The organism is Solimicrobium silvestre (genome assembly GCF_002976435.1).
Classification (GTDB): Bacteria; Pseudomonadota; Gammaproteobacteria; order Burkholderiales; family Burkholderiaceae_D; genus Solimicrobium; species Solimicrobium silvestre.
This window is the reverse complement of the sequence record NZ_PUGF01000003.1, coordinates 64,393-90,895: the sequence shown is the minus strand read 5'-3', so window position 1 is coordinate 90,895 and position 26,503 is coordinate 64,393. Positions and strand designations below refer to the sequence as shown.

At 49.2% G+C, this 26,503-nt stretch carries 25 protein-coding genes; 3 read left to right on the top strand and 22 right to left on the bottom strand.

All coding sequences use genetic code 11. The features are described from left to right. Window positions 1-34 precede the first annotated feature (34 nt). The 13 genes from paaB to S2091_RS04400 form a co-directional block, all read right to left on the bottom strand. Window positions 35-316, bottom strand: a complete 282-nt coding sequence (gene paaB / locus S2091_RS04465) for a 1,2-phenylacetyl-CoA epoxidase subunit PaaB (protein WP_105530607.1) — start codon at window positions 314-316, stop codon at window positions 35-37. After that, the gene (gene paaA, locus S2091_RS04460) at window positions 309-1,268 is read right to left on the bottom strand and encodes a 1,2-phenylacetyl-CoA epoxidase subunit PaaA (RefSeq protein WP_105530606.1); all 960 of its coding nucleotides are present in this window, start codon (window positions 1,266-1,268) and stop codon (window positions 309-311) included. The genes paaB and paaA overlap by 8 nt, the downstream gene beginning before the upstream one ends. Window positions 1,269-1,284: 16 nt before the next feature. Then, window positions 1,285-3,036, bottom strand: a complete 1,752-nt coding sequence (locus S2091_RS04455) for a class I adenylate-forming enzyme family protein (protein ID WP_105530605.1) — start codon at window positions 3,034-3,036, stop codon at window positions 1,285-1,287. Between the two features lie 58 nt (window positions 3,037-3,094). Continuing rightward, window positions 3,095-3,526 carry a carboxymuconolactone decarboxylase family protein gene (locus S2091_RS04450; protein WP_105530604.1) on the bottom strand — a complete coding sequence of 144 codons (432 nt, stop codon included), beginning with the start codon at window positions 3,524-3,526 and terminating at the stop codon, window positions 3,095-3,097. A gap of 57 nt (window positions 3,527-3,583) precedes the next feature. Then, window positions 3,584-4,024, bottom strand: a complete 441-nt coding sequence (locus tag S2091_RS04445) for a DoxX family protein (protein ID WP_105530603.1) — start codon at window positions 4,022-4,024, stop codon at window positions 3,584-3,586. A 481-nt stretch (window positions 4,025-4,505) separates the two neighbouring features. Then, window positions 4,506-5,957: a MocR-like pyridoxine biosynthesis transcription factor PdxR gene (gene pdxR, locus S2091_RS04440; RefSeq protein WP_105530602.1), complete on the bottom strand. Its 1,452-nt coding sequence runs from the start codon at window positions 5,955-5,957 to the stop codon at window positions 4,506-4,508. Window positions 5,958-6,717: 760 nt separating this feature from the next. Continuing rightward, the gene (locus tag S2091_RS04430; protein ID WP_105530600.1) at window positions 6,718-7,902 is read right to left on the bottom strand and encodes a trans-sulfuration enzyme family protein; all 1,185 of its coding nucleotides are present in this window, start codon (window positions 7,900-7,902) and stop codon (window positions 6,718-6,720) included. Further along, complete coding sequence (locus S2091_RS04425; protein ID WP_105530599.1) at window positions 7,899-9,275, bottom strand: pyridoxal-phosphate dependent enzyme; 1,377 nt, start codon at window positions 9,273-9,275, stop codon at window positions 7,899-7,901. Before S2091_RS04425 ends, S2091_RS04430 begins: the two co-directional genes overlap by 4 nt. Before the next feature lie 510 nt (window positions 9,276-9,785). Next, window positions 9,786-10,163, bottom strand: a complete 378-nt coding sequence (locus S2091_RS04420; protein WP_105530598.1) for a hypothetical protein — start codon at window positions 10,161-10,163, stop codon at window positions 9,786-9,788. Between the two features lie 279 nt (window positions 10,164-10,442). Then, window positions 10,443-11,210, bottom strand: a complete 768-nt coding sequence (locus tag S2091_RS04415) for a VOC family protein (protein WP_165794908.1) — start codon at window positions 11,208-11,210, stop codon at window positions 10,443-10,445. Between the two features lie 86 nt (window positions 11,211-11,296). Further along, window positions 11,297-13,075: a diguanylate cyclase gene (locus tag S2091_RS04410; protein ID WP_105530596.1), complete on the bottom strand. Its 1,779-nt coding sequence runs from the start codon at window positions 13,073-13,075 to the stop codon at window positions 11,297-11,299. A gap of 317 nt (window positions 13,076-13,392) precedes the next feature. Continuing rightward, window positions 13,393-14,865 carry a coniferyl aldehyde dehydrogenase gene (locus S2091_RS04405; RefSeq protein ID WP_105530595.1) on the bottom strand — a complete coding sequence of 491 codons (1,473 nt, stop codon included), beginning with the start codon at window positions 14,863-14,865 and terminating at the stop codon, window positions 13,393-13,395. After that, window positions 14,862-15,044, bottom strand: a complete 183-nt coding sequence (locus S2091_RS04400) for a hypothetical protein (RefSeq protein WP_105530594.1) — start codon at window positions 15,042-15,044, stop codon at window positions 14,862-14,864. The genes S2091_RS04405 and S2091_RS04400 overlap by 4 nt, the downstream gene beginning before the upstream one ends. 338 nt (window positions 15,045-15,382) lie before the next feature. Here S2091_RS04400 and S2091_RS04395 point away from each other — a divergent pair, with 338 nt between their 5' ends. After that, complete coding sequence (locus tag S2091_RS04395) at window positions 15,383-16,201, top strand: HipA domain-containing protein (protein WP_133166858.1); 819 nt, start codon at window positions 15,383-15,385, stop codon at window positions 16,199-16,201. Between the two features lie 106 nt (window positions 16,202-16,307). Here the strand turns inward: S2091_RS04395 and S2091_RS04390 are convergent, their stop codons facing one another. From S2091_RS04390 to S2091_RS04365, 6 genes are all read right to left on the bottom strand, one after another. Next, window positions 16,308-16,718 (bottom strand): ExbD/TolR family protein, encoded by a 411-nt coding sequence (locus tag S2091_RS04390; protein ID WP_105530592.1) that lies wholly within the window; start codon window positions 16,716-16,718, stop codon window positions 16,308-16,310. Further along, window positions 16,718-17,440, bottom strand: a complete 723-nt coding sequence (locus S2091_RS04385) for a MotA/TolQ/ExbB proton channel family protein (RefSeq protein ID WP_105530591.1) — start codon at window positions 17,438-17,440, stop codon at window positions 16,718-16,720. The genes S2091_RS04390 and S2091_RS04385 overlap by 1 nt, the downstream gene beginning before the upstream one ends. Before the next feature lie 15 nt (window positions 17,441-17,455). After that, window positions 17,456-18,241 carry an energy transducer TonB gene (locus S2091_RS04380; RefSeq protein ID WP_105530590.1) on the bottom strand — a complete coding sequence of 262 codons (786 nt, stop codon included), beginning with the start codon at window positions 18,239-18,241 and terminating at the stop codon, window positions 17,456-17,458. A gap of 33 nt (window positions 18,242-18,274) precedes the next feature. Continuing rightward, window positions 18,275-19,213: a DUF1684 domain-containing protein gene (locus tag S2091_RS04375; protein ID WP_165794907.1), complete on the bottom strand. Its 939-nt coding sequence runs from the start codon at window positions 19,211-19,213 to the stop codon at window positions 18,275-18,277. Between the two features lie 60 nt (window positions 19,214-19,273). Then, on the bottom strand, window positions 19,274-19,786 hold the full coding sequence (locus tag S2091_RS04370; protein ID WP_105530588.1) for a TlpA family protein disulfide reductase: 513 nt from the start codon (window positions 19,784-19,786) through the stop codon (window positions 19,274-19,276). 215 nt (window positions 19,787-20,001) lie between these two features. Next, window positions 20,002-20,427, bottom strand: a complete 426-nt coding sequence (locus S2091_RS04365; RefSeq protein ID WP_105530587.1) for a DsrE family protein — start codon at window positions 20,425-20,427, stop codon at window positions 20,002-20,004. A 434-nt stretch (window positions 20,428-20,861) separates the two neighbouring features. On the opposite strand from S2091_RS04365, the gene S2091_RS04360 reads away from it, so the two are divergent. Both S2091_RS04360 and S2091_RS04355 read left to right on the top strand, forming a co-directional pair. Then, window positions 20,862-23,570: a TonB-dependent receptor gene (locus tag S2091_RS04360; protein ID WP_165794906.1), complete on the top strand. Its 2,709-nt coding sequence runs from the start codon at window positions 20,862-20,864 to the stop codon at window positions 23,568-23,570. A gap of 69 nt (window positions 23,571-23,639) precedes the next feature. Then, a complete protein-coding gene (locus tag S2091_RS04355; protein WP_105530585.1) occupies window positions 23,640-24,182 on the top strand; it encodes an RBBP9/YdeN family alpha/beta hydrolase in 543 nt (180 codons plus the stop codon). 176 nt (window positions 24,183-24,358) lie between these two features. Here the strand turns inward: S2091_RS04355 and S2091_RS04350 are convergent, their stop codons facing one another. The 3 genes from S2091_RS04350 to S2091_RS04340 all read right to left on the bottom strand — a co-directional run bounded on the left by S2091_RS04350 (window position 24,359) and on the right by S2091_RS04340 (window position 26,470). Further along, window positions 24,359-25,372: an alpha/beta hydrolase gene (locus tag S2091_RS04350; protein WP_423828228.1), complete on the bottom strand. Its 1,014-nt coding sequence runs from the start codon at window positions 25,370-25,372 to the stop codon at window positions 24,359-24,361. A gap of 46 nt (window positions 25,373-25,418) precedes the next feature. Beyond that, entirely contained in the window at window positions 25,419-25,844 is a 426-nt protein-coding gene (locus S2091_RS04345) for an organic hydroperoxide resistance protein (protein WP_105530583.1), read from the bottom strand. A gap of 170 nt (window positions 25,845-26,014) precedes the next feature. Beyond that, window positions 26,015-26,470 carry a MarR family winged helix-turn-helix transcriptional regulator gene (locus tag S2091_RS04340; protein WP_105530582.1) on the bottom strand — a complete coding sequence of 152 codons (456 nt, stop codon included), beginning with the start codon at window positions 26,468-26,470 and terminating at the stop codon, window positions 26,015-26,017. Window positions 26,471-26,503 lie beyond the last annotated feature (33 nt).

Genomic DNA, 26,503 nt, shown 5'->3' with positions numbered 1-26,503 from the left:
TGGCTTAACTGCTCATTCGATTCGGCTACGGCATTCACAGGTATTGCACTCCTTCTGGTACGGAAAAAAAAGTCGGCAGTCGGAACCCTTTGTCCTCAGACGAAGCTAGCCATGCAGCGCGCTCATCGGGCGGACTGATCACGAGATACTTGGACGCAACCAGCCAGATGCTGATGCCTTCGCCGCGTCGCATATAGACATCACGCGCATGCTGCAATGCCGATTGCGCATCGCTGGCCCGCACGCTGCCGATATGACGATGCGCCAAACCGTTTTGGCTGCGTACAAAAACTTCCCATAATTGCGCATCAGACATTGACGTTCCCTTCAGTTTTTAAAGCGGCTTGTTTGTCGGCGTAGGCAGCGGTTGCTTCCCGCACCCAGCTGCCGTCTTCCCACGCCTTGTTGCGAGCCTGAATGCGATCTTGGTTGCACATGCCTTGGCCATTAATGCTGCGTTTGAATTCGTCCCAATCGATCGGGCCAATCTTGTAGTGGCCGCTTTCGCGGTCTAATTTCAAACAAGGGTCAGGTACGCGCAAGCCCAGGTAGTGAACCTGCGGGACCGTTTGGTCGATGAATTTTTGGCGCAGCTCGTCGTTGGAAAACAATTTGATGCCCCACTGCATAGAACGTTGAGAATGCGGTGAGTCGGCATCGGGAGGGCCGAACACCATTAAGGTCGGCCACCACCAGCGGTCAAGTGCATCCTGCGCCATCTGACGTTGCTGCGGTGTGCCCTCGGTCATCGTTCTGATTAAATCGAAGCCTTGCCGATGGTGAAAACTTTCTTCCTGGCAGATGCGTATCATTGCCCTTGCATATGGCCCGTACGAACTGCGTGAAAGTGGCACTTGGTTGACAATTGCTGCGCCATCGGTGAGCCAGCCGATCATGCCAACGTCGGCCCAATTCATGGCTGGATAGTTGAATATGTTGAGATATTTTGCTGCTCCGTTCAGCAATTGCAAATAGGCCTGTTCACGCCCAACGCCCAATGTTTCGAGAGCGGCGTACAAATACTGGGCATGCCCGGCTTCATCCTGTACTTTCGCTAACAAGATCGATTTGCGCTGCAAGGTGGGTGCGCGCGTAATCCATGCTGCTTCCGGCAGCATGCCGACGTATTCTGAATGTGCATGCTGCGCTATTTGCCGGGTCAGACTTTGGCGATAGGCGGGAGGCATCCAGTCTTGAGGCTCGACCTTGCATTTACTATCTATTTGTTGCTGGAAGGCTTGCTCCAGCGACGGCATGTTATCGTTCATCACGGCACTCATAGCATCAGGCCGTCATCACGTATTCGAGCAATGAGCGCGCAGGCAGGCTTGGCAGGAGCGATAGATCCGCATCCTGATTCCACAACAGCTCGCCTAATTTATCGCGTTGCTGTTCATCGAACTCGCGCTGCCAGGCCCAGAAATTATCGCGAATAACGCGCTTGAGCACTTTGCCGGTTGAACCCAGAGGCAGTACGAAGTCTGGCTCGAGTATGCCAATGCAGACGCAATATTCAGGTAATGAAGCCATTCCCTGGAATGGATAGCATTGCAATGTATGTCGCAATATCTGTTCGGCCGAGATGGCGTTAGCGGCAGCATTTGGACGTACTAATATCAGCAGCGCCTCTTCGCGAGTCGGCCCGCGTGGAATACCCACTACCGTTACATCAAAGATGTCCCGTAGTTTGAGCAGGTGCTCTTCAAGTAATAGGGTGTAGGCTGGTTTGCCGATAATAAAAGAATCGACGACATCAACCGCCCGGTCAAGATGGATAAATTCACCATCGGCCATACGGAGGCCGACGTCGCTAGTCAGCCAATAACCATTCAGTGTTGTCATTGCAGTTAAGTGCGGCTGTCCATAATAGCCAGGCGTGACGGTGGGTGAGTGCACGCCAAAATAGCCGGGCGTGCCATCGGGTAGTTCCTTGCCGTCCGGGGCCAGAATTGCGCAATGCGCATAGGCGGCCGGTTTGCCAACTGAACGTACCGACGTGGTAGAGCCGACGGTGGAAACCTTGAAAAATTGGGACATGCCTAATTCAGAAGCGCCGAACATATCGGTAAAGCGCGCATCCGGTGCCAAGCGTAGTAATTGAGCGATATGCGCCTCGTGGGCGGAATCACCGGTATTGTAAAAACGTCGTATCGACTTGAAGTAAGCATCGGGCAGCCCCGCCTCGGCAAATGAAGCATAGGTCTGGGGAAATGCCGTTACGATCGTCGGCTGAAAGCTCGCCAGTAGAGTAGCCACCATCGGGCCGGTTTGCGTATTCAAGGACAAGGTAGGAAGCTGTAGCAGGACGGCCGTCATTAGATAACTGATACCGGCTGCATGCGTGGTCGGCATAGCGGTAGCGAGTTTGTCGCTCGGATCTTCAACAAAGCTTTGAAGCCGCTCGCGCTTGCCATTAAAAAATTGCGCATGCCCGAACAGCACTGCCTTTGGCACACCGGTGGTGCCAGAACTATGGCAAATCATGATGGTGTCATCGGCATGGCGTGGTGCCGGCCAAAGATCTTTGCACAAATCGGCCAGCGGCACTACTACGCCTTCCTTGAACCCGGCATCGAGCCGGCGCGTTGCGCCAAAAACTGCGTCGAGTTGCCAGCGCGTGGCGGTTTCGCGATCATGTACAAAGACTGAGAAACGATTAAGGTCGGCATACAGAGCCGCTATATCTGGCCGCAGATTGCCGTTGATCAAAACCGGCACGCAAGCGAGACTATTCAAGGCCAGAAAGTGTAAGAAGGAGGCAATGCCATCGCCCAAATACAGGCAGACGTAATTGCCCTGTTTGACGTCTTTTTGCACATACCATGCGGCCAATTGAGCAACAACTTCACACAAGGTATTTAAACTGAAGGAAGTATGGGAAGCGCCGGAGGGCGAGATATACGGCTTTTCCAGATGCAGAAAAATGCTTTCCGTATCTGTATAGGCGTCAAAAGCCTTGAACAGAAAATTGCCCGCACCCAGTTCAGGGTCGTTGTACAGTTTGGCCCAAGCCTCAGATCTCACAGCGATATCCATTTACCCATCCAATTCACAAATAATCAAACGAAAAAAACATTCCATGCGCAATCAGACTTTACTGGCGCATGCCGATTGCCAAACGATTGAAGGCATTCATCAACGAAATGGCGAACGTGAGATCGGAAATTTCAACGTCGCTAAAATGTTCCTTTAACGGTTCATAGAACGCATCGGCCGCGTTAGTTGTCGACACATGCGTCAATGCTTCAGTCCATTGCAGCGCAGCTTTTTCTTTAGCGGAAAACTGCACGCTGACACGCCAGCCGGCCAATTCATTTATGCGCCGTTGCGGGGTGTCATGTTTGCGCAGAGATTCACCATGCAGATTCAAACAGTAGGAACAGCCATTGATTTGCGAAATACGCATATAGACCAATTCGATCAGCGGCAAACCGAGTGGGCTTTTTTCTAATTCAATTTTGACTTGACGGAATCCTTTGAGTAACTCGGGGGACAATTCGTTATAAGGTAGACGCAGATTGCTCATAAATAACTCCTGATATCACACTGTTTAATGGAAAAAACGCGATGAATAACATCGCAATTAGCGCGCCCTGCCAAATTCGCGTGCTTGGGTATTGCTTGCCAAGTAGACGAACACGGCGCAGGCAGCGCAAGTAAGAACGCTAAAATTCAATGACAACTTAAGGCTTTGAAATGCCATCATGCTCATTGCAAAAAGTAGCAAGAGCAGGGCGCTGAACAAGGCTGTTTTACGTACTTGAATACCGAGCAGCAGGAAAATGCCGAGCAGCGCTTCGAGGATGGTGATCAACCAGGCCAGTGCCGGAATAAAGGCAGCTGGCGACCAGGGCGACAGTTTTGCGACATGCGGATAAAAGCCCGCCATCGACCCCCAAGAAACGCCCAGTTCACCCATCTTGCCCCATAAGCCAAAACGGTCTGCAACAGCAGAAAGGAAAGCTGCTGCCAACGCAATCCGAGAAAAATACAATGCTGCTTTCCAAGAATTTTCTTCTGTCAATTTCAACTCCTTCATCTGGCGTGTCTTTAATTAAGAAAAGGTTAAATGGGTGGCCTTCTTCATGTGCGTTTCAGTCTCACATTTGAGTGACACTCTACTCGACGCACTAGGATTTACTTAAGGGGCAAGATTGGATTGTTCGACCATGACATGCGTAGTTTGATAAATCAAAATGAAGTCATCAAGCTGTCATTTTTTTCCGCTCTATTTTTACAAACACTGACATAGTGAAATTAGTCATTCTGCTTAATGCAGACGCTATGATCCACGCCGCAGATTTTGCTGTGGCAATGCGTTGTATGTGATTGTTGGGTTGCGTGTCGCCAGCGATGGAAAGTATTACGATGCGGTGCGGTGTGAAGGAACGACTACTTTCGCATCGGGCTGTTTATATAAAACTGCCTGGGACATCGGAGCGCCGTTGTCGGCTCCCTCCATCCCATGAGTTTCTTAAATGATGTTGTGATGTGTGTGAGTTGACTTACTCAACAATGCTGCCCGAGGTCTCCAGGCTGTGCTTTAACTGGGTGGCGAGCGTGAGCGCCTGCTGGCTTGAGGCGATATTGGCAAAGCCTAGCAACAGGCCTTTACCGCAAGGCGTATCTAGACAGCGTGCAGACAAGGCTTCGACGGCCATATTCTGGCGTTTGGCTTGCTGTGCCAGCTTCACATCGTCTTCGTTAGCGTCCAGGCGCGCCAGCAGATTTAAGCCGCTGGCGGGCGCGGAAAATTGCAAGCGCTCACCCAATACTTCTCGCATGGAGCTGATGACGATCTGTCGGCGCTGGGTATAGGCATGGCGCATTTTTTTCAAGTGCCGGCTGAAATATCCCCCGTTGATGAAGTCGGCGGTCACCCCTTGTAATAGCAAAGGACAGCCGTCGTGCATCTTGCCGCAAGTCTGGTTAAAGCGGGAGATTAGCGTCTTGGGCACGACCACGTAAGAAAGTCGCAGAGCTGGACTGAGTACTTTGCTAAACGTACCAACATAGAGCACATTGCCGGCTTCATCGAGACTGGCTAAGGCCGGTGGTGGGCGACCTTCGTAGCGATACTCGCTGTCGTAGTCGTCTTCGATGATCCAGGCATTGTTTTGCTCGGCCCATGCTAATAATTCCAGTCGGCGCTCCATTGACAGCGTCACACCGAGCGGACTTTGGTGGGCCGGTGTGACGAGCGCGAAGCGCGCATGCGGTGCGCGCGCGCGTCCTTGCGCCACTATCAGCCCGTCTTGGTCAACTGGCACCGGCACGATCTGCGCGCCTAGTTCGGCCAGTAGATAGCGCGCTGGCGGAAAGCACGGATCTTCCAGCCAAAGCTGATCAAGAGGTTGCAACAAAGTGCGTCCGATCAGGGAAATCACACCGCGGTAGCCCGGTGCGATAAATACTTGTTCCGATGTGCAGTCGAGTCCGCGCGAAATATGCAGATAGGCTGAAATCGCCTCGCGCAGCGGCTGGTAACCGGCCGGATTAGGATAGGAAAGATACTGGCTTTGCAGCCGCAATTGTTTGGCCGTCAGACTGGACCAGATCTTGTGTGGGAACAGATCAAGCGCGGGCAAGCCGAGCTGAAATGGTTTTGGGCTTTGCTCGCCCGGTGCATGGTAGAACGTCGCGCCGCTGATGGGCGCGCTGGGCTGAGCCATGGCATTTTTTACTTTTTGCGGGACAATGTCGGGCGAGACGATGGTGCCGGCCTGTCCTCTGGCCAGTAGATAGCCTTCGCCAATGAGCAGGTCATAGGCCACTTCCACCGTATTGCGCGACAACTGCAATTCGCTGGCGAGGGTGCGTACTGAAGGTACGCGCGCGCCGGGCGCCAGCGAGCCATTTGCAATTGCTTGCCGATAGCGATTGTAAATCTGCCGATATAGCGGTTCAGCGCTATCACGGACGATAGTTTTCAGTGATTCGATGCCACCTAAATGCATAGTGTTGCCTGATTAGCGTGGAAAGTATGTGGGAGGAAAAATCCCTTCGCGAAGGCGCGTTCAGGTACAGAGCGATACTCGTTTACGGGCGTATGCGCCACGGCAAACCGATGCACGCTTTCCTGGGATATTAATCGCAGAATATGCTTAAAAAAATACATAGAGTCCCAGTTTGTGTAGTGTGCTTTGGTAAGGATTAATACATAGGGCGACGATGTTTTATTTTAATAATCCAAATCAGCTAAAGATGTTTTTAATGAGTAAACATTTAATTCATCGCCTGCTGTATGTTGCTCAATATAAAGATTTTGCAAGATACTATATGCTTATTACTTTGTCTATGCCATAAATAGGGCATTTTGCGTAGTTGGTTTGACACACCTTGATCTGATGTCCATGCGCCGGAACCTGTCGGCGGGGAAAAGTCTAATGCCTTTCCATCACGAGCCACAGAGACCCATTGCTGCAATGGGTTTACTACTTTTAATTTATCTGAATATTTATACTAAATGTAGCTCGTATCTTTGGCTCAGTTATAGAGCAGATTTTCTTCTGAGTGCTGAAAAGGTCGGTTCTGGGTTCAGCGAGACTAGGCTAACGCTAGCTGCAATGCGAACCGCGCATGGATGGGGCGTTCTCCGTACCTATCAGGGTGCAGCTTGCATGTGGAACGGTGCGTTTTCATTGAGGTGAGACACTGGTGAGCGTCTCGGTAGCATCAGAGTTCTGATACCACCGAGGCAGCCGGCAATCGTTGATCCTAAATGGCATCAAACGCATTAATCAGATCCTGGCGTAAATCTTCCAGAGCTTCAATTCCCACGGACAGGCGTATTAATGTATCGCTAATACCCAATGCCGCACGCTGTTGTGGTGGAACGCTTGCATGCGTCATGATGGCTGGATGTTCAATCAGGCTTTCTACTCCACCCAGGCTTTCAGCCAATGCAAAAATTTCACAACGCTCCAGAAAGCGACGTGATCCGGCCAGATCGGTTTTTAGATTCACCGAAATAATCCCGCCGAATCCATCCATCTGACGCAACGCCAAAGCGTGCTGTGGATGCGACTTCAGGCCGGGGTAATACACCTTGGCGACTTTGGGGTGCTGCTCCAGCCACTGTGCAAGTTCCAGCGCATTCTGGTTATGGCGCTCGACACGTAATGCCAGTGTTTTTACTCCGCGCAACGCCAGAAAACAGTCGAACGGCCCGGCAATAGCACCGACGGAATTCTGCAAAAACGCAAGTTGCTCTTGTAAGCCAGCATGATGCGATTCTTTACCTACGATAGCAATACCACCGATGATATCGGAGTGGCCATTCAAATATTTGGTGGTGGAATGCACCACAACATCAATGCCGAGTTCTAGCGGACGCTGGTTGAATGGGCTGGCAAAGGTATTGTCCGCCACGCTGATGATGCCGCGCTCACGGCATATGGCGGCAATAGCAGATAGGTCGGCCAGTTTTAACATTGGATTCGTCGGTGTTTCTACCCACACCATTTTAGTATCAGGCTGTAATGCAGCTAGCAGATTTTCAGGATTGGTGAGATCGGCGTAGCTGAAACGTAGTCCGGCACTGCGTCGGCGCACCCGCTCAAACAGGCGGAAAGTGCCGCCATACATGTCATCGCCCGCGACGATATGTGAGCCGGTCTCAAGTACTTCCAGCACGGTGGAAATGGCAGCCAAACCGGAAGCAAACGCAAATGCCTGCGACCCGCCTTCCAGATCTGCCACACAACGTTCTAGCGCCCATCGCGTTGGATTATGTGAACGGCCGTAATCGAGTCCCTTATGAACGCCCGGACTTTCCTGCACATAGGTTGACGTGGCATATATCGGCGGCATGATTGCGCCGGTACTTGGGTCTGGCGATTGCCCGGCATGAATGACGCGCGTTGCAAACTGAGTGTTATTGGTTTTATCTGTTGAGCTCATGATAGTTTTCTGCGTAAATAGTTTAAGAAATCGATGCGGGTAATCAAGCCATAGAAATGACCTTGATCAGCAATAATCGCGACCAAACCACGATCTAGTATTGAGCGTAATTCTTCTAAACTGCTGTCAGGCGTTAGCGTTTCAACCTTGTGCGTCATGGTTGTATCAACCGTGCTATGAAACCGCACTGCATCATCGGCAATTTTCAACAGCAGATCGGATTCGTCAATTACTCCTACCACCTTGCCAGCTTCAATCACTGGTAGTTGTGAAATCTCGGCATTGCGCATTCGATTGAATGTGGTGATCAGTGTGTCGGATTTAGACACGCTGATGACGCCACCTTCGTCAAAGCGGCGGCTTATCAAGTCGCGAAGATCGCCATAGGTTGTGCGGGTGATTAAGCCGCGATCAATCATCCAGTAATCGTTATAGATTTTTGAAAGATAACGGGTGCCGGTATCGCACACAAACGTCACCACCCGTTTCGGTTCGGTTTGCTCGCGGCAGTAACGCAGTGCTGCCGCCAACAGTGTGCCGGTGGAGGAACCGGCCAAAATACCTTCGGCGCGCAATAATTCACGCACGGTGTCAAAGCTTTCCTGATCGCTGATGGTGTAGGCTTTTTTGACGCCGGACAAATCGGCAATCGGCGGAATAAAATCTTCACCGATTCCTTCCACCAGCCATGAGCCGCTGGTGTCGGAAACATGCCCGGTTTCGACGTATTCGGCCAAGATAGAACCTTGCGGATCGGCCAGTACAAATTCCAGTTCGGGTTGATGTTTACGGAAAAAGCGGGTCAATCCGGTAATCGTGCCGGAAGAGCCTACTCCGCAGACGATAGCGTCCACATTATGTTGCGTCTGCTCCCAGATTTCCGGAGCGGTGGTGGTTTCATGGGCTTTGGGATTGGCGGGGTTATTAAACTGATCGGCAAAAAATGAATTGGGGATTTCGCCGGCCAGACGTGCTGCATAGTCTTGATAGTATTCCGGATGCCCTTTGCCAACATCGGAACGCGTCAAATACACTTCGGCCCCCATCGCTTTCAGGTGCAGCACTTTTTCTGTCGACATTTTGTCCGGCACCACCAGCACCACACGGTAACCCTTTGCACGTGCCACCAGTGCCAGCCCCAGGCCGGTATTGCCCGCCGTCGCTTCCACCACGGTGCCGCCGGGCTTCAGACGCCCGTCACTTTCAGCCGCCTCTATCATCGCCAGCCCGATGCGGTCTTTAATTGATCCGCCGGGGTTTTGTGACTCGAGTTTGAGGAACAGCTGACAAAGCCCGGTATCAAGCCGCGTTACCTGTATCAAGGGTGTGTTGCCGATCTGTTCGAGTACGGCTGGCTGGGTGGTGTTTTTCATGAGATCTCTTTATAAAATATCTAAAGGCCTTATTTTTAAACAATCGACTTGTGAGCGATATGCCGTCAATAAAGGTTGATCATGGTAATGAAGAGGTTGAAGCGACGATACGAATAATGCTAAATAACTTTATACGAAATTCAACTATAGGAAAGGTTTTTTTGTTGAAGGTTCGGGAGGCCTATTGATAGGCATTAGCAATTACATGTGTTTTTTAAATTGGCGCAATATCTATCTGAATAGACTTTTACAGAGCGATACGATTGCATAGCGATAGTGCCTCGTCCTAATTACGTTAAATCGCGATGTTGGAGCGGTGCTCTTTATTTGCATTGCCCATACACCGCGTCTTGGCATGGAATGTTTTAAATGTTTGTGCAAAATGTTTCTCCTGACAAGCGTATAGCGAGGAAATAGTTGATGTTTTATACCGCTGATTTTTAGTTAACTTTGTACTCGAATTCAACTCGTATTAACGGAGTTGAATTTCAGGTCATTTCTAAGATTATTTCAACATTGAAAACTTGATTCCATCATTTCTTGCACGTGTTGCATTACCGATGTTTTAAGAAATAACTCAACCTGCATCGTCGTTGCGTGCTGCATGGGTTTGACGCGCATAAATATCAGCTTGTCTCTGCACATGGAAATAATAAGGCGACGTGCTTCAGTGATGCGTTTTGCGTCAACAGAGAAGTACAGCATGGAGCAACGCTCAGGTTGTTCGTTATTTTGATTAGATGTTTTATTGTTGAAGTTTTTTATTCGTTGAACAATGCGATTTAAGTGTTCGCTGACCGACATAAACTTAAATTGAGTTTGATAGATAGGTGCGTCATCAAAATCTGCAATTGATTTTTTTGTAGCAGGTGCATGGACGAGATTCATAGTTGTTTTCCCAATGTTAAAAACTATGAATCTAGGTTAATGAGATTGCTGTAAAAACTTTCTATAATTAATTTAATGCGGTATTAAAAAACTATAAAGTAGGCGAATAATTTTGAGTAATTTAGAACACTTTATTGCAATCAAATTTTCCTGAATGATAGCTTTAAAAATGCGTTTTTATTAATGCCATATTTTTGTTTCATGTGATTAAAAAAAGGGGGGAGATCCCCCCTCGGAACCTATGTGCATCACGTCACCAATGTGCGGTGATTGACATACTTAAACCTTCGGCCCAACGAGTGCAAACTTGCAAGCTTGTGGATCAACGCCCTGAATAATCCAGCCGCCACCAGGTACTTGGTGCGGACCATTGGTAACAACACCGCCGGCACTAACCACTCGCGCCATGGCGGCATCAATGTTGTCAACGCAAAAATAATAGAGCCAGGAAGGGCTATGGCATTCAGGCGACATCGTCATTACTCCGCCAATATCCCCTTCAGTATTTGCGCTAAAAACGTGATAGGTACCCATCGGTCCCATGTCCATGTTGCTGATGTTCGTCCAGCCAAACTGTTTGGAATAAAACTTTAGTCCTGCTGCGCCATCGCTAGTGCGAAGTTCGTTCCAGCTGCAATGACCAGGTACGCCTTCAGCATAAGCTACGCTCTTGCCTGTGCCTAAGGGTGTCATGACATAAAACCCCGCGCCTTGCGGATCAGACATTCGTGCTATACGGCCAACATTGGGAATATCCGTTGCGGGCCATTGCACTTGTCCACCCGCTGCGATGATTTCGGCGACTGCTTTGTCTGTATCAGGTACGTTAATATAACCAAACCAGCAAGACTTCATTCCACTCGAGGCTGCTTCAGCGGGAATGGACATCAGTCCGCCAATGCCGTCTTCTTTCGCCATCCAAATGCGATAGTCCATTTCTGACTGGCCTGAATCTACGACTTTCCAACCGACCACATGGCTATAAAATTTTGCTGCCGCATCAATATCTGTTGTTAAAAGCTCATACCAAATAAAATTACTTGTCATAATCATTCTCCTTAGGTTGTGCTGGGTTGAACAAAAACTCAAAGAATCGACGCAAATGCGTGATGCTGTCGATGGCAATTTCTGGGTTACTCTGGTGTTGAATCAAACGATGCAATTACGATACGATTACGCCCCGATTCCTTTGCCGTGTACAAGGCATCATCGGCGGCTTTCAGTAGCGTATGGGCTGCATCGCCGGCCTTCGGAATAATGGAGGCGACGCCAATACTAACCGTTACATGGCCGAATTCCGACATCTGGTGCGGTAGCCACAATGCCTCTACTGCCTTGATAATATTATTCGCAATTAACTGCGATTGCTTACTATCGCAATTTAATGCGATGAAAGCAAACTCCTCGCCACCGTAGCGTGCAACAACATCGCCGGTACGAGCAATGCTATTCGCTAAAACTTTCGCAATACGCTGTAAGCACTCATCTCCGAGCAGATGACCATATTGGTCGTTGTATTTCTTGAACCAGTCCACATCCAGCATCCCTAATGTTATGGGCTGTTTGAGCCGCGCTGCGCGTTGCCACTCCGTCGCGAGCGCCTCATCAAAGTGTCTGCGGTTTGAAATGCCAGTCAGGCCGTCTGTGGCGCTCAACGATTTCAGCATCAAATTGAGTGCCTCCAGTTCCGTTGAGTGTTGCTGTGCGTCTTTGATGCGGCGTGCGAGCTGCTCGCTCATGTGGTTGAAGCTAACGGCTACGTGTCGAAGTTCGTCTTTCGTTGCTAGTGCAATCGGCGTAATGAGATCTCCTTCGGCCATTCGGTCGGCACCTTCTCGTAGCGATTCTATTGAGGACATGACGGCCAGATACGCGCCAGTGGCGAGGTAAATGAAGAGCATCAAGAAAGCCGGGCCAGCCAATATGGCGCTCTCAAAGTACTGGTGTTGCATTTGTTTGATCCGTGTCTCTAATAATTCATGTAACACCGGTAATAATAATTCTTGAGACTGGGCATAGCCGCGATCAATTGCAGTCGTTGTTTTCTCGATAAATTGTTCGGTATCCGCCGTAAATCTGGCGCTTAGAATGTCGTCGGTAACTATTTTCAGCACATCATTGATTGAAGCGTGAAACGGGGGCAAGAATTGATTAATGCGTGGCGCAACCTTGGGGTTGGACGCGGCGACTCTTTGCAAGGCAGCGTCCAGTTCTTCAAGCTTGGAACGCAGTACGGCAACCTCTCCAACAAATTCGACGCGCCCTGTTTCATCCAAAGACTTCGTAGCGAGTACTTCTGCACCGTGAGCGCGGAGCTGAGAGACAATTTCCAACGCTGCCGGAAGCTTGTTGGTAGCGGCATCCATCAAGTAGTAGCTATTGGCGTTGGGATCTAGAACCAGGAAGCTGTTGTCTCCTATTCTGGCAACCATCGAGAGCAATTCCTTGATCACCGCCGTGTGCGTATCGCGATTGGTTCGGGCGCTCATTTGAAGGCCGTTCGCTTGGATGTTTTCCCAATGTGCCTTTGCCAATTGCCAATCCGTTAAAACATTTAATTCCGCTCCGTGCGCGACCACGACTTGATCGACCGCAGTGATTACCTCATGAATCTCAGTTGCCTTGTTTATGCGCTTTTCCGTCAGGCTCTTTACTCCGCCGAGCAAGGCGACGGACAAGCTTCTGTGCTGCTGGATCGTTTGCACCAGACTCAATAAAGGCTTGTCGAGCATCACGCCAAGTTGTTCGCGATGCCCGGTATCCATCGAAGCTTGCAAGTGCGACGTCAGAACCAGAAACAGGTAGACGATGGCGACAACACCCAATAAGCCGATCGTGGCGAATTTATAGGGGTAACGCAGGCGCCCCATTAATGCCACGGCGGGTGCGAGCAATAATTGGAAAATTTTCATGATTTATGCGATGCGCAATGCCGGTAGTAATTTTCCTTGAAATTTTCATAAGCGATCCGTCAGCGGTGCAGCCTGGCAACACCAGAGTCATTTGATACCCTTGCATAGCGCTTGTCAAATCTAAAAACGACTCAAGTTCATTAATTTTTGATTGAGAGAATACTCAAAGAAATGGCTTCTTTTTTCAATAATTCTCTCGACGTTGTAGGTAAGTTGGCTCAGGTTCTCACCCAACAGTTTTTTGGATCAGCTTGATTCAATAGCGTAATAAGTTTGAATATGTAGTTGGATTGGCTACAGAAAATGAATTGCAAATTTCATTCTGTTTTCGTTGCATAAGTCGTCTGATCCATGATGTCTGGATTGTGTTCTGCCAAGGACGAATCGGCATCGCCTAGAAAAATTTTCAGTGACATTTGCTGAATCAGGTTTCCGTAGGGCGGGCGAAAAAAACTCGCTGGAAACCAGCGTTGTTCGGTGAACACGGCCTTAGCGTGTGACAACGCCCGAAACCCTTCCGGGCCACGCCAACTTCCGATCCCGGAATTGCCGCTGCCACCAAAAGGCAAATCACATTGAAATACATGCCATGCCCAGTCATTTATCGTCATGCCACCAGAGTGAACATCACGCGTCCATCGCGTTGCCTCGACGCGGTCTCGACCGTAATAATACAAAGCCAAGGGGCGTGGGCGAGAGGTTACGTAGTGGATCGCTTCTTCCATTAAATCGTAGGCTATTACAGGCAAAATGGGATTAAATAGTTCCTCTTGCATGATGCGCATATCGTCCGTTACACCGGTCACAACTTGCAGTGGAACGATACGTCCGCCATTGCCTACGCCGCAGGGTATTACTGTGGCACCCTTGGCAACTGCATCGTCCAATAATTCCCGCACTCTGTCCGCATGCCGTTCGGAAGCCATGCTGGTGTACTGCAGATCAGTTACGGGGTCGGGATACATGTGTTTAAACGCGGTCACAACGGCAGAAACAAATTCGTCGATCTGGCCTCTAGGTACGAGCGCGTAATCAGGGGCAACACATGCCTGACCGCTGTTGAACGCCTTGCCGTGTGCAATTGATTGGGCGGCGGCAGTGATTGAAGCGGAATCCGCGACGACTGCCGGCGACTTACCACCCAACTCCAGTGTCACTGGCGTCAGATTATTTGCTGCGGCACGCATGATTTCTTTACCGATGGCGGGCGATCCGGTAAAGACAATGTGGTCTAACGCCAGATTGGAAAATGCTTGGCCTATTTCAACGCCACCACCAAAAACCGCAACCTGATCTTCGTGAAAAATTTCCGCTAACATGTGACGCAAAACCTCTGTGCATCGCGGTGAGAATTCCGACATTTTGATCATCACACGGTTGCCGGCAGCTAGTGCCGTAATGAGCGGACCCACCGCCTCAATCACAGGAAAATTCCAGGCCGCAATCACACCAACAACGCCCTTGGGTTGATAAACTACTTTGGCGCTATTGGTAATAAATAGCCAGTCCGTTTTGCGTCGTTGCGGTTTCATCCAACGCCGTAGATTGGTCAGCGCATGGTCGACCTGCAAAGCCGGTGCTAAAACGTCGACCATTTTGCATTCAAATTCCGAACGACGCCCAAAATCTTCGCTCATTGCCGTTGTCAATTGATCTTGGTAGCGCAGTAACGCAATGCGCAACGCCTTGAGATTGTTCTTGCGCTGAGCCTCTTGGGGATACGGCGTGGCTAAGCAAGCGTCTTTTTGCAAGGCAAAAATTGTCGTTAATTTGTGAATGGTGTCGTTCATGATTTCTCCAAATTATCGACGCAGTTTGAGTAGTACTGGGTGGCTGGCATGACTACGCCTACGGCTCTTTCAGCGTTCATGATAGTCGGCGCATTGGTGCTGCTGCTGATCAAAGCTTGTGCGCCAATACCCATTTTGCAGGCATCGATGGTTTCCACATCCAGTACATCTTCACTCATATGTTCTCCTTCAGATATGTTGATTTAGTCAGCCTGTATGCCGAAATACCTGTGAAGTGATGATAGAAAGGTTGCCTGACCAGCGCAGGTCATTGCGGTTTAATAGGTAGTCTTGGGAAACGTTTTGAATTCTTTTGCAGAAATTAGTAAGGATAGATTAATTCCTCATGTGCAATATTTGTTGCGCCTAATTGCGTTTTAAGCCTGAGCTAATAACATTGCCGCGACGTTTCAATCATGCTGTTATTTTATCATTCATAAATCTATTCACTATCCAATTCATATTTGGGAACGAGTCGTATGCCAGGTATCTCTCAGATATAGCCAAGGTACTGGAGTTGCTCATACCTGACGTTGAACGCGCTGTTCGGTATCCCGAAATGGCAGAACATGCCATGCAAGGAGAATCACCCGGTTCCTCTGCCGGCGGCGAGCAGCCGAAGTTTACCGCAGTGATTCAGCGTAGTGGTGAACACGAATTATTCGAACATGTCATCGTCAAATTTTCCCCTAAAGTTGACACGCTAAACGGTCGTCGTTGGGGCGACTTACTTATCTGCGAACACTTGGCGCTTGAGGTCCTTGCGCGCAACCAAATTGCTGCAGCAAAAACTTCACTCATTGAAGCCGGAGGACGTGTGTTCTTGGAGGTGGTCCGATTCGACAGAGTCGGGCTGAGAGGGCGACGCCCAATGGCGACCTTCTCTGCACTAGACGGCGATCTTGGCATGTTGGATCAAAACTGGACTACGGTTTCCCGTGAGCTTGGCCGTCTTGGACATCTTTCCGAGAAGGACATAGAGACAGTTGAAATTCTTGACCTTTACGGCACACTCATTGGTAACACCGACAAGCATCATGGAAACATCGCTCTGGCGTGGACGTTCAATGGACGTCACCAGTTGCTTGATGTGTATGACATGCTGCCGATGCTATATCGACCAAATGCGCACGGCGAAATTGTCGAACGCGAGTGGGTGCCTAATTTGGGCGCCAGACTTGAATTGATACATCTGCAACGGTGCTATGAAATGGCTAATCAATTTTGGACTGACGTATTGAATGATCCTCGCATTTCCAGAGAATTCAAACAGGGCATTGCAGATCGTCATTTGAATACGATGCGCGCTTTAAATGTTGGCGCAACCAATGCTTAGTGGCTGATGCTTATCCCTATCCCTATCCTGATTTTGCTATACAAAGATTATTGATAGTTTCCTGAATCATCACTCTACTAAGCACCCAAGTAATTTTAAATAATTACTAGCCTCCTGTTGCAGTCAATACGGATAGCTTGCTGATTCCGGCGCGCTGGATATTCGTAATGACTTTCGCGACTGATCGATATGGGACGCCCTCATCAGCTTGTAGACTCAGACTCAGATCGGGATTGTGAGCAACTAGCTCGTGCAATTCAAATTCAAGCGCTGTCAGGTTCACTTCGCGCTTGTCGATGAATACATGGTTGCTACCGTCAATACTCACCGTTACCGGTTTTATATCGTTTGGTGGCGCGGTGGTAGCTGTCTTCGGAAGATTGATGTGCACCGCGTTATTGAGTAACGGAGCTGTGATGATGAAGGTAACCAGTAACACCAACATCACATCAACCAGCGGCGTGATGTTGATTTCGCTGAGAACTTCGGCGCTATTATTTCCAGTAGAAAATGCCATTATGCGAACGCTCCTTCAATGCTGGCAATTCCCTGCACTTTTGTCTGCGTACTGCGTGCCGAATTTCTGGCAACTCGGAAGCCATTTTTCTGTGCCAAATTAACGAAATCGGTCGCGTAGTTATCCAGATCCGCAGCAGTGACCTTCAGTCGGCGGACGTAGAAATTGTAGGCAAGAACCGCAGGGACTGCGACCGCGATACCTACACCGGTCGCCACCAGCGCCTCGCCGATTGGGCCTGCCACCACATCAATGCTGGCCGAAGCATTTTTGCCGATTGCACTCAGTGCATGGATAATGCCGAACACCGTTCCGAACAGGCCAACAAACGGTGCCGTGCTGCCTATCGATGCAAGTACTGCCAAACCGCTTTCTAGCGATTGATATTCTTTTTGAATTTGTTGCCGTAGATGACGCTCCAGCAATTCCTGCCTATCCCAACTATGTTCCAGATCGTGACTGACGCTGCCACCTTCATTGACGAACAAAGCGTTGAAGCCGACACTAGCCAGCCTTGATTTCGGACTGGCGATTTCAGTGAGCGCAGCGGCAGCATCGAGACTGCTGGCACTCCAGAATTGTTTGGAGAAAGTGCGATTATGGCGTGCCAGTCGCCAGTGCTGAACGCCTTTGGTAAAGATCAAAATCCAGGTAATGATAGAAAATAAAACCAACGCATATATCGCGCCTTGGGCGATGAGATTTAAATAGAGATCTGTCATGGTGTGTGATGAAATTTAGGAGAGATTAAAATTGATTGGCACGTTGACCCAACCATCGATAGGTTTTTGCCCACGCTTGGCCGGTTCGAAAATCCATGCAGTAACTGCCTTGACGGCAGCTTCGTCGAGAATGGCATAGCCGCTCGATTTAGCGACGCTGATATTGTCAGGCTGACCGTTGGTAAGAACATGAATTTTGAGTATGACTTTGCCCTGTAAACCGTGCTTTTGTGCCGCTAACGGATAACTCGGCGCGGGATTGTTCAGGTAACCAGCGTAACCACGCGGCTCGGTAACAGGTTCTGGCGCAGGTGCAGGTGCGAGCGTCGGGGCAGGTGCAGGTACTGAGGGTGTTGCTACTGCCACTTGGACGGTTTCCGCAGATGGTGCTGGCGTTTCGGTTACGCTCGGCACTGTGGGCACCGAGGTGGACGGTTGCCGAGTTACTGGTTTTACCGCGGCAATTTGCGGTAACGGTTTTGGTTTTATTATCGGCGGCGGTGGTGGTGGAGGAGCAATATCAACGGCAAGCATGGACGCTTTGCTTGGAATTGGCGCAGTTTCCACCGACTGATTGACGATGGTAATGATTGCCGCATGCAGAGCAATCACGATACCAACGGTTGCTATTAAGCCGATTTGATCGCGTGATCGCTTGGCATCAGTTACGTTGCCAATAACCGCGACTGCTGCTGCAGGAGGAGTCGATGTCGATTCGAAACGCTGCGCAGTAGTATAAATTCTGCGAGCCGCAGCACGGCGTGGTGCGCCATGAATGCTTGCAAAAGTCATTGTAGTCATAACTCCTCCTGATTGATTGCTAGTTACTTGGCGCTATTTGATGTAGTCAGGCGCACTGGCAACACGCTGTACTCTGACCAATGGCTTTTTTTCACCGGCAGGTATCTCAAGTGCCGTCAGATGATTTTGTTGCGGAGCGATCTGGCAATTGAAAAAAGCGGACACGGCACACGGCATGTTGAACGCCTTGTTGAAGTCAAGTTTGACAAGGTCTCCGGTCAGCTTTTCGATCGGTACTACGCGTCCACCTGCATACGTTGCTTTGCCGGTGGATGCATCAAAAAAGAATGCCAGATAGCTGGTCTCTGAGGTTTTTTGAACCTCGAGTCGATATTCGTGCCCGTCATGGTTGAAGCTTACATAACCGGGGCTAATACCGGTACGCGTGCCTCCGGTGGCTGCTTCATAGACCAAGGTCTTAGGAGCGTCGAATGGTACGAAATGCCCTTCTAGCACCCAACTCTCATCGGCCGGAAACCATTGCTGCCCAGGGAAATCCCGTCGTGCCGCATTGTTTGGATCGGTAACTCTGATTGCTAATCCGAGTTCGCGGTTGACGAAGGAAAATTTGAGGCGACCAAGTTTAAAATTGTTCTGGTCAATTTTTCCGTCTTTTTGCAATGTAACGTGTTTGGTGTCTTGCCCGTCAACTGCTACAACCACGTTGTCGACCGTATCAAAGGTGACTGTTGGGCCATCCACTTTAATAATGCCTGCCTTCGTGGGCGCCAAGCTAGACGGCAGCACTACTTCGTTGCTCGGATATGCGCCAACTTTATTGATGCCGTCATGAAGCCAATACAGCCCGATTGCCGATAGCGGGCCATCTTCTGAGCGAATTTTTTCGTCGGCCTGCTTACGCCATGCGTCTAGCGAAGTGATGTAGTTGTCCCCCGGAGCCGCGCAAGTTGATGCGCACAGTGTCAGCCCGATTACAAGCGCCGAAATCAGAGATGATGGAATAATTTTCAAGATATGCTCCCTAATGTAAATAAATGGTTTCAAAATACCGGCGAATGTTTTATCGCTGGTCTACTTTGGCTTTGCCGTGGCTTCCGCCAGCCACTGTTTCAAAAGTCTGGCGTCGAGAACTCCCGCATGGCGTTGGATGATATTGCCGCGTCGGTCTAGCAATAGCGTAAATGGCAAGGCGCCCATTGCATTACCGCCTGATTGCATCAACCCTTGTCCCTGTTGCTCCGCTAACAAGACTGGATAAGCAATTTTGGCTTCATTGATAAAGGCACGTACGTCATCAGATCCATCAATGGCTACGCCAATAACTTCTACATCCTTTGCATGCCATTCCCGGCTTATAGCGGATAGAAGCGGAATCTCATTGCGACACGGCGCACACCAGGTTGCCCAGAAATTGACTACGCGAATTTTCCCTCCCCACTCGTTAAAGTTATGCGCCCGTCCGTCCACGTCGGGAAGCGATGTGGATGGGAATGCAGTCAAAGCACTGTTGGCGGCAAAAACCTCAAAAGGCTGCAGTGCGGGGACGCCGAGCGCCATCATCAAAATAATATAGTTCAGTTTCATCTAATCCCAATACCTTTGAACGTGATCGCCACCGACTAGCAAATAATAGAAAACAGCAGTGAACGAAAGTTAGATAAGAAGAATAGCGAACGTCCATCATTGAGAGAACGAATCATTTCGTTGCAGCTTATTTGAGTTTCAACTATCGCTAATAGAAAAGCTAAATTCGAATCAGGCAATGCGTAAATGGCCGTACCAATTCACGGTTTTACGCATCAAGGTTTTATATACGCGGCCTTTTCGTCAATTTCCAAGCGGGCAATCTCAGCAACAGCCGCCGGAACGATCGTTGCTTCTGCTATCACGGCATTGTCGCCAAGCTTGCGACTATTTAATGAGTTTCGACATACTTTGAATGCGACTCCTTTCGCGGCCAGTGCCTGGATGGCGGGCGCGTAAGGTTTCCCGTTACTGTCTTGTGCATCAACTAGTAAAAATTCGATTCCCTTGCCATTGCTGACAACATGAATTTTCGTATCCGGTGCCGCAATCAGGTGGTTGGTCACATTACCCAATACCATGCGCGCGTTCGCGCTGTCGTCTATGTGGTAGACCACTGTTGCGCCAGACGCCCAGGCAGTAGTGGAGGAAATAAGAGCAAGCGCAATAAAAAATGATTGCAAGATACGGATGATTTTCATGTTTTGATTTCCTGTAGGTTTTGATAATTTCGATCAAGCTCTTTGCATTGGAATGCATGCCAGGAAGATTAGTAGGCTGCAGTCGATGTGTGAAGAAATCATTTCAAATTAGCTTGCTTGGTTTTCGCATAACGACGCAAAAAATGACTAGTCAAATCCCATTCTTGTAATACGAATCGTGATTCTAAAATCTATTTCATCATCCATTCCGCACATTCTGGTAGCCCTAATTTTTATTAGTTCATTTGCGCATATATAAACATGTTTTGATTCGTTCACATTGCAGTAAGCGAGCGCTAGCATTGACGTTTTTTGTAAGCCATCAATTGTTATAGTCGGCCATAGAAAACGTTTCGTCGTTAAATGGAGCGACGTGCCTACATCAGGTTTTAGCACGCGAACTGGTTTTAATATTTCACTTACGAGGGATGGGAATGATGAAGGGCTACACATTGAAGTCAGTATTGCACGGTACGAAAGGCAGCCGAGCGGTAGCGTCAAAAAGTATGAAAATTCGCGCTGGTGCAGCGTCAGTAATAGGTGCTGTTTCAATATTTTCCTGCGGCCACACCTTCGCCGCGGAAGAGCCGCCGGTGAGCGACTTGCAGGCCGAAAATATACGCCTTCGTAAAGAGGTTGAGGAGCTTAAAAAAGCATTGAACCCTGTCGATGCGTCGATCAGCAAAGCGGATGAAAATAAAACCAGCACCGTCGCATCAACACCCAATGCTTCTGCTGAAGATAACAATGCGCCGACGCTTGATCAGATTGTTGTGCGGGCACGCGAACGTGAAGAAAATTTGCAAGATGTGCCTATCCCAGTATCGGCAGTGAGCGGAAGGATGCTTGATCGTGATGGCGCAGTGACCATACAAGATTTTGCCAAGCTCACGCCCAATATTTTGGTGCAGGCACCGAATGCGCGACAAACCAGTATTTCCATACGAGGCGTTGGAAAAAATACCGCCAATGATGCGTTGGAGCCTAGTGTTGGTGTCGTTATTGACGGAGTTCCTAGCGCATTCATCGCAGGTTCTTGGGGTAACTTTGATGATCTTGATCACATCGAAGTGCTGCGCGGACCGCAAGGTACATTGATGGGAAAAAACACGACGCTTGGCGTCGTTAATATAGTTACCAAGGACCCGAGTTTTAAGCCGGAGGCAACAGTACAGTTGTCTGCGGGTGAATACGATGAAATCGGCGCTAAGGCGACGATAGGCGGCCCGATACAGGATGGTGTATTGGCTTACCGGCTTTCTGTTTTTAGCGAAAAGCGCAACGGCCCGTTTCAGGACATTGCACCGGACCACACCAATGAAACATTTGGGAATCGCGACCGTGCTGGTGGCCGTATTCAATTCCTGCTACTGCCTTCTCCCGATTTGTCGATACGCTTGAGCATCGACCGCCAACGGTCGGATGAGATGGTTCCTTTTGGCGATCCACCGCTGATCGGCGAACCGACTACCTTCGCCGATGGTGCTTCGAGAACGGCCGGTAGCGGAACGACTTTTTCATCCCGTCTCTCCCGGTCGTACTTCGGTGATTACCAACCTCTTTTAGGCAATTGGAATCAGGTGGTGAATGTTGGATCTTTGCCGACAGTGAGTGCGACGAGTGGCGTATCTGCCAACGTCAATTGGACACCATTTGAGAATGTGACTTTTACTTCGATCACTGCCTACCGTAATTCGTTGTTCGATGCCCATAACGCCGAATGGGATCCATTTAATATTCGTCAATATGGCGCAATCATCAAGCAGGAGCAGGTTTCTCAGGAGTTCCATGTAAATTCGACGGTCAGTAAGACGCTTGACTATACCGCTGGCGTATATTTTCTTAATTCGACGGTCGACTCTACTGATCGAACGCTTTATGGATCGGATGCAGGGGCGTTTTACGCAACGAATGCGCAATACAATTCCTTATCCAGTAGCGGCGTTGGCACTAAACTATTACAAGATTCCTTGCGTGGGCTTTTTGTAAATACCACAACGCATCCCGATACAAAAAGTGCTGCCGAGTTTGGTCAGTTGAACTGGCATTTTACGGAACAAGCAACCGTAACGTTAGGACTGCGTCGTACCGCAGAGACCAAGACCAACAATTATAGTAATGTGATTGAGGACAATTCAGCACTGCCGTCGAATTTACAAGCCACGACGTTGAGTGCTACTGGTAATGGCGTTGGCGGTCAATACAGTGGCGCAACAGCAGCGCAAATCGCCGCTACTAAAGGGATACTCAGTGCCAAGGATGTTAACTTAGGTTTCGTCAATGGACAGGATATCAACGCAACATCGTATGCATGGCTGATCAATCCGAGCTATAAGCTGAGTGAAAATACACTGTTATACACGTCCGCCGGGTATGGAGCGAAGTCTGGTGCAGTTGAGTTTAATACGACGACACTGACGCCGCAAAACGTTGCGCCGGAAAAAGCCCTTGATTTTGAATTGGGATTTAAGACCACTCAATTGAATCACGCGTTAATCCTTGGTGCCAATATTTATCACACGAAAATCACCGACTATCAGCAAAATCTGTCTGTAGTTGATCCGATTTTAACGGCACAGAATCAAACTACAACCTACCGTACATATTTAGGTAATGTTGCCGGAGTAACTTTGCAGGGTCTGGAATTGGATGGGTCCTACGCCGCAACTGAGCGTTTGCGTTTCAACTTTAGCGGTGCTTATAACAAAGCGTTTTATTCTAATTTTGCTGATGCGCCATGCCCGGCCGAAATATCCGGCGCTCCAGGAGGGGCTCAACAGTGCAACTTTACCGGAAAAGAATTACCTTTTGCGCCAAGATTCAGCACCAACGTTGGCTTCGATTACCGCGTCCCTTTGGTCGGCGCTTACTATTTGCATACATTTAGTAATGCCGTTTATCGAGGCAGCGCAAATTACAACTCCGGGTTGTCTGCTGTTGGTGCGCAAGGTGGCTACAGTATTATCGATGGGGGCATCGGCATTCAGAGCCCGGGTGGTAAGTTTGAGCTGACCCTGGTCGGGAAGAACCTTGCAGATACTCATTATGTTACTAACATCGACGCCTATAGCACCACAAGTGCAGTGACGGCTACTCCGGGCGATCGTCGTTATGTCGGCCTTGTGTTGCGCGCGAGCATTTGATAATCTCAGTAATCGAAATTGGCATTTCCGTTACTGAATGCGTCGCTCTGGAAAGGGAGGTAGCCTGAAATGGGAGAGAATGTTTTTTCACCTTTGCGCACGCTAATCGTCCCCGGGCTGAATAACAGCGGTCCGGGGCACTGGCAAACGCATTGGCAATTGCGTTATCCGCATTTTGAACGAGTTGAGCAGGTGTGCTGGGATACGCCTGAACTGCTGGTCTGGTCGGAGCAATTGCGTCAAAGTCTGCTTAGCGATAATCGCCCGACACTGATCGCCGCACATAGTTTTGGATGTCTTGCGACTGTTCATTGCGCCAACTCCGGGGCGCCGAACTTAATTGGCGCCTTGCTGGTTGCGCCAGCTGATCCGGAGAAGTTTGGCTTGGAAAAGGTATTACTGGGCGCACGCTTGCACTGCCCGTCGATTGTAGTCGGCAGTACCGACGATCCCTGGATGGCTTCGGACCGGGCAATCTACTGGGCAAGCCAATGGGGTAGCGAATTCGTGAATGCTGGTGCGTTGGGGCATATCAATGCGGAGTCTGATTTGGGCCACTGGGAATTTGGATTATTGCAGATTCAGCGGTTGATATCTGCTGCCAGGGGTTAGGCCATCCGGTTACATAGGACTGCACGCTGCGACCTAAGTTGGTACAGATGCAAATCAATAAAAGGCATCAGATGCTTAAATACTTCATTACTGCTTCTCGAAAAAGTCACTGCCAGTAAAATAGTAAGCAATATAATAGTGCGCTATTTAATTGGCAGTGGCGATGGCTTAACAAATTATTTCAAATGCTGTTTTAACTCTTCCCCGGCTTGTCGCATGGCCGACCGTACTGCTGGAACCTGGCTAAGTACATTCAATAAACCGAAATCATGAATCATGCCGCTATAGCGCATGCTTGTGACTTCGACACCGGCAGCATCCAATTTATGCCCGTATGCTTCAGCTTCGTCACGCAAGACATCAAACTCGGCGGTTTCGATCAAAGCAGGTGGAAGCCCTTGTAATTGCGCTAAACTTGCACGCAGTGGCGACGCGTAAATTTCATTGCGCTGCTCAAGATTTGACGTGTAATTATCCCAATACCATTTCATCGCACTTTTAGTAAGGAAATGATTTTCGCCAAATTGTTGATACGATGCATTGTCCATGTTTGCATCCGTTACTGGCCATAACAAGGCTTGGAAACGTAGCTTCGGAGCGCCGCGTTCTTTGGCCATGATGCTGACCACTGTTGCCATATTCCCGCCGACACTATTACCGGCCACCGCTAAGCGACTACCGTCGACATTGATTTCTTTTCCATGTTCCGCTACCCATTTGGTAGCTGCATAGGCTTGGTTAATCGCGACACCATATTTAGCGTCAGGAGACGGCGTGTAATTAACAAAAACAGCGACCGCGCCGGAATTAACAACTAGATCGCGCACTAAGCGTTCATGACTTGCGAAATCGCCTAACACCCAACCGCCACCATGAAAGAACATAAAAGCCGGTAAAGTTTTAGTTACGCCAGCTGGCCGAACTATGGTCAACTTGATTGCGGCACCGTCTACTTCGATGATTTTTTCCGATACATCCGCTTTGGGTAAAACTAATTTCACACCGGCTTGCGCGCCGTCAAATTTAGTGCGGGCTTCCGCCGGTGATAGTTGTTCAAACGGTGTGCCGAAGCCAGTTTCCAGAGCTTCTAAAAAAGCTTGCGTAGTGTGTTCTACACCCGGGCTGCCTGCGGCGGCCATTGCGTTTCCGATAGTGAGGCTGATTGCCGTTGCGGCGAATACTTTGTTCATATTTTTCATGGCTATTTCTTTCCAAAAAGGGTGGGGTGAAGCGTAATTAAACCAACACTAACGTGACGTCGATGTTGTTGCGGGTGGCATTAGAATAAGGGCAAACGATGTGCGCTTTAGCGATTAAGTCTTCCGCTACGGCACGATCCAGGCCGGGTAATGAGATCCTCAACTCAACTTCAATACCGAAACCGGTGGCGATTGCACCGATACCGACACTACCGTCAACTGCAACGTCAGGTGGGATGGCGATCTTGTCGCGGGCCGCAACGAATTTCATCGCACCTAGGAAGCAGGCAGAGTAGCCAGCCGCGAATAACTGCTCAGGGTTTGTGCCTGCGCCACCAGCACCACCGAGTTCTTTTGGTGTCACTAACTTAATGTCCAGTACAGCATCGGAAGATACTGCACGACCATCGCGGCCACCGGTTGCTTTTGCGTAAGCGCGATAAAGAATTGTTGCTATTTTCATGATGTGTTCCTTTCAAGGTATTCCAGCCAAACCGGGCTGTTCGGGTTGGAACCAGATATCGTTCTGATCCCATTTAAAAATGCTTGGCTCAAACTGCACAAGCTATATGTAGTTAACTATTAAATAGTACACTACTTATTTAAAATAAAAAAAAGCTCGACACTACAACATCAAGCATTTTTCATTAATGATGCACGCAACGCTTCCAGTCGCATTTTAAGATCAATGGCTTGCTCCGGCATGCATTCAATTGCGCACAGCACCGAGTTCGGTAATTCAGCTGCTTGTTTTCTCATTGCGTTACCAGTTTTAGTCAGTGAAATAATAACCTGGCGTTCGTCGTTTGCAGCACGTTCCCGAGTAATCAGCTCTAAAGCTTCCATGCGTTTTAGCAAAGGGGTCAGTGTTGCTGAATCCAAGTACAAGTGCGCACCAATATCGGAGACCGTTAGTTCATCGCGCTGCCACAAAACCATCAAAACCAAATATTGAGAATAGGTGATTCCCATTTTGCGCAACAGTTTGCGGTACAGCTTGCTCATTGCTAAAGATGTTGAATATAAAGCAAAACAAAGCTGCCCATCTAACTGAGGGACTTGATTGATTTTGTGTGATTTCGTTTCCATGTCGAAATAATATATAGTGAGCTATTTAATTGC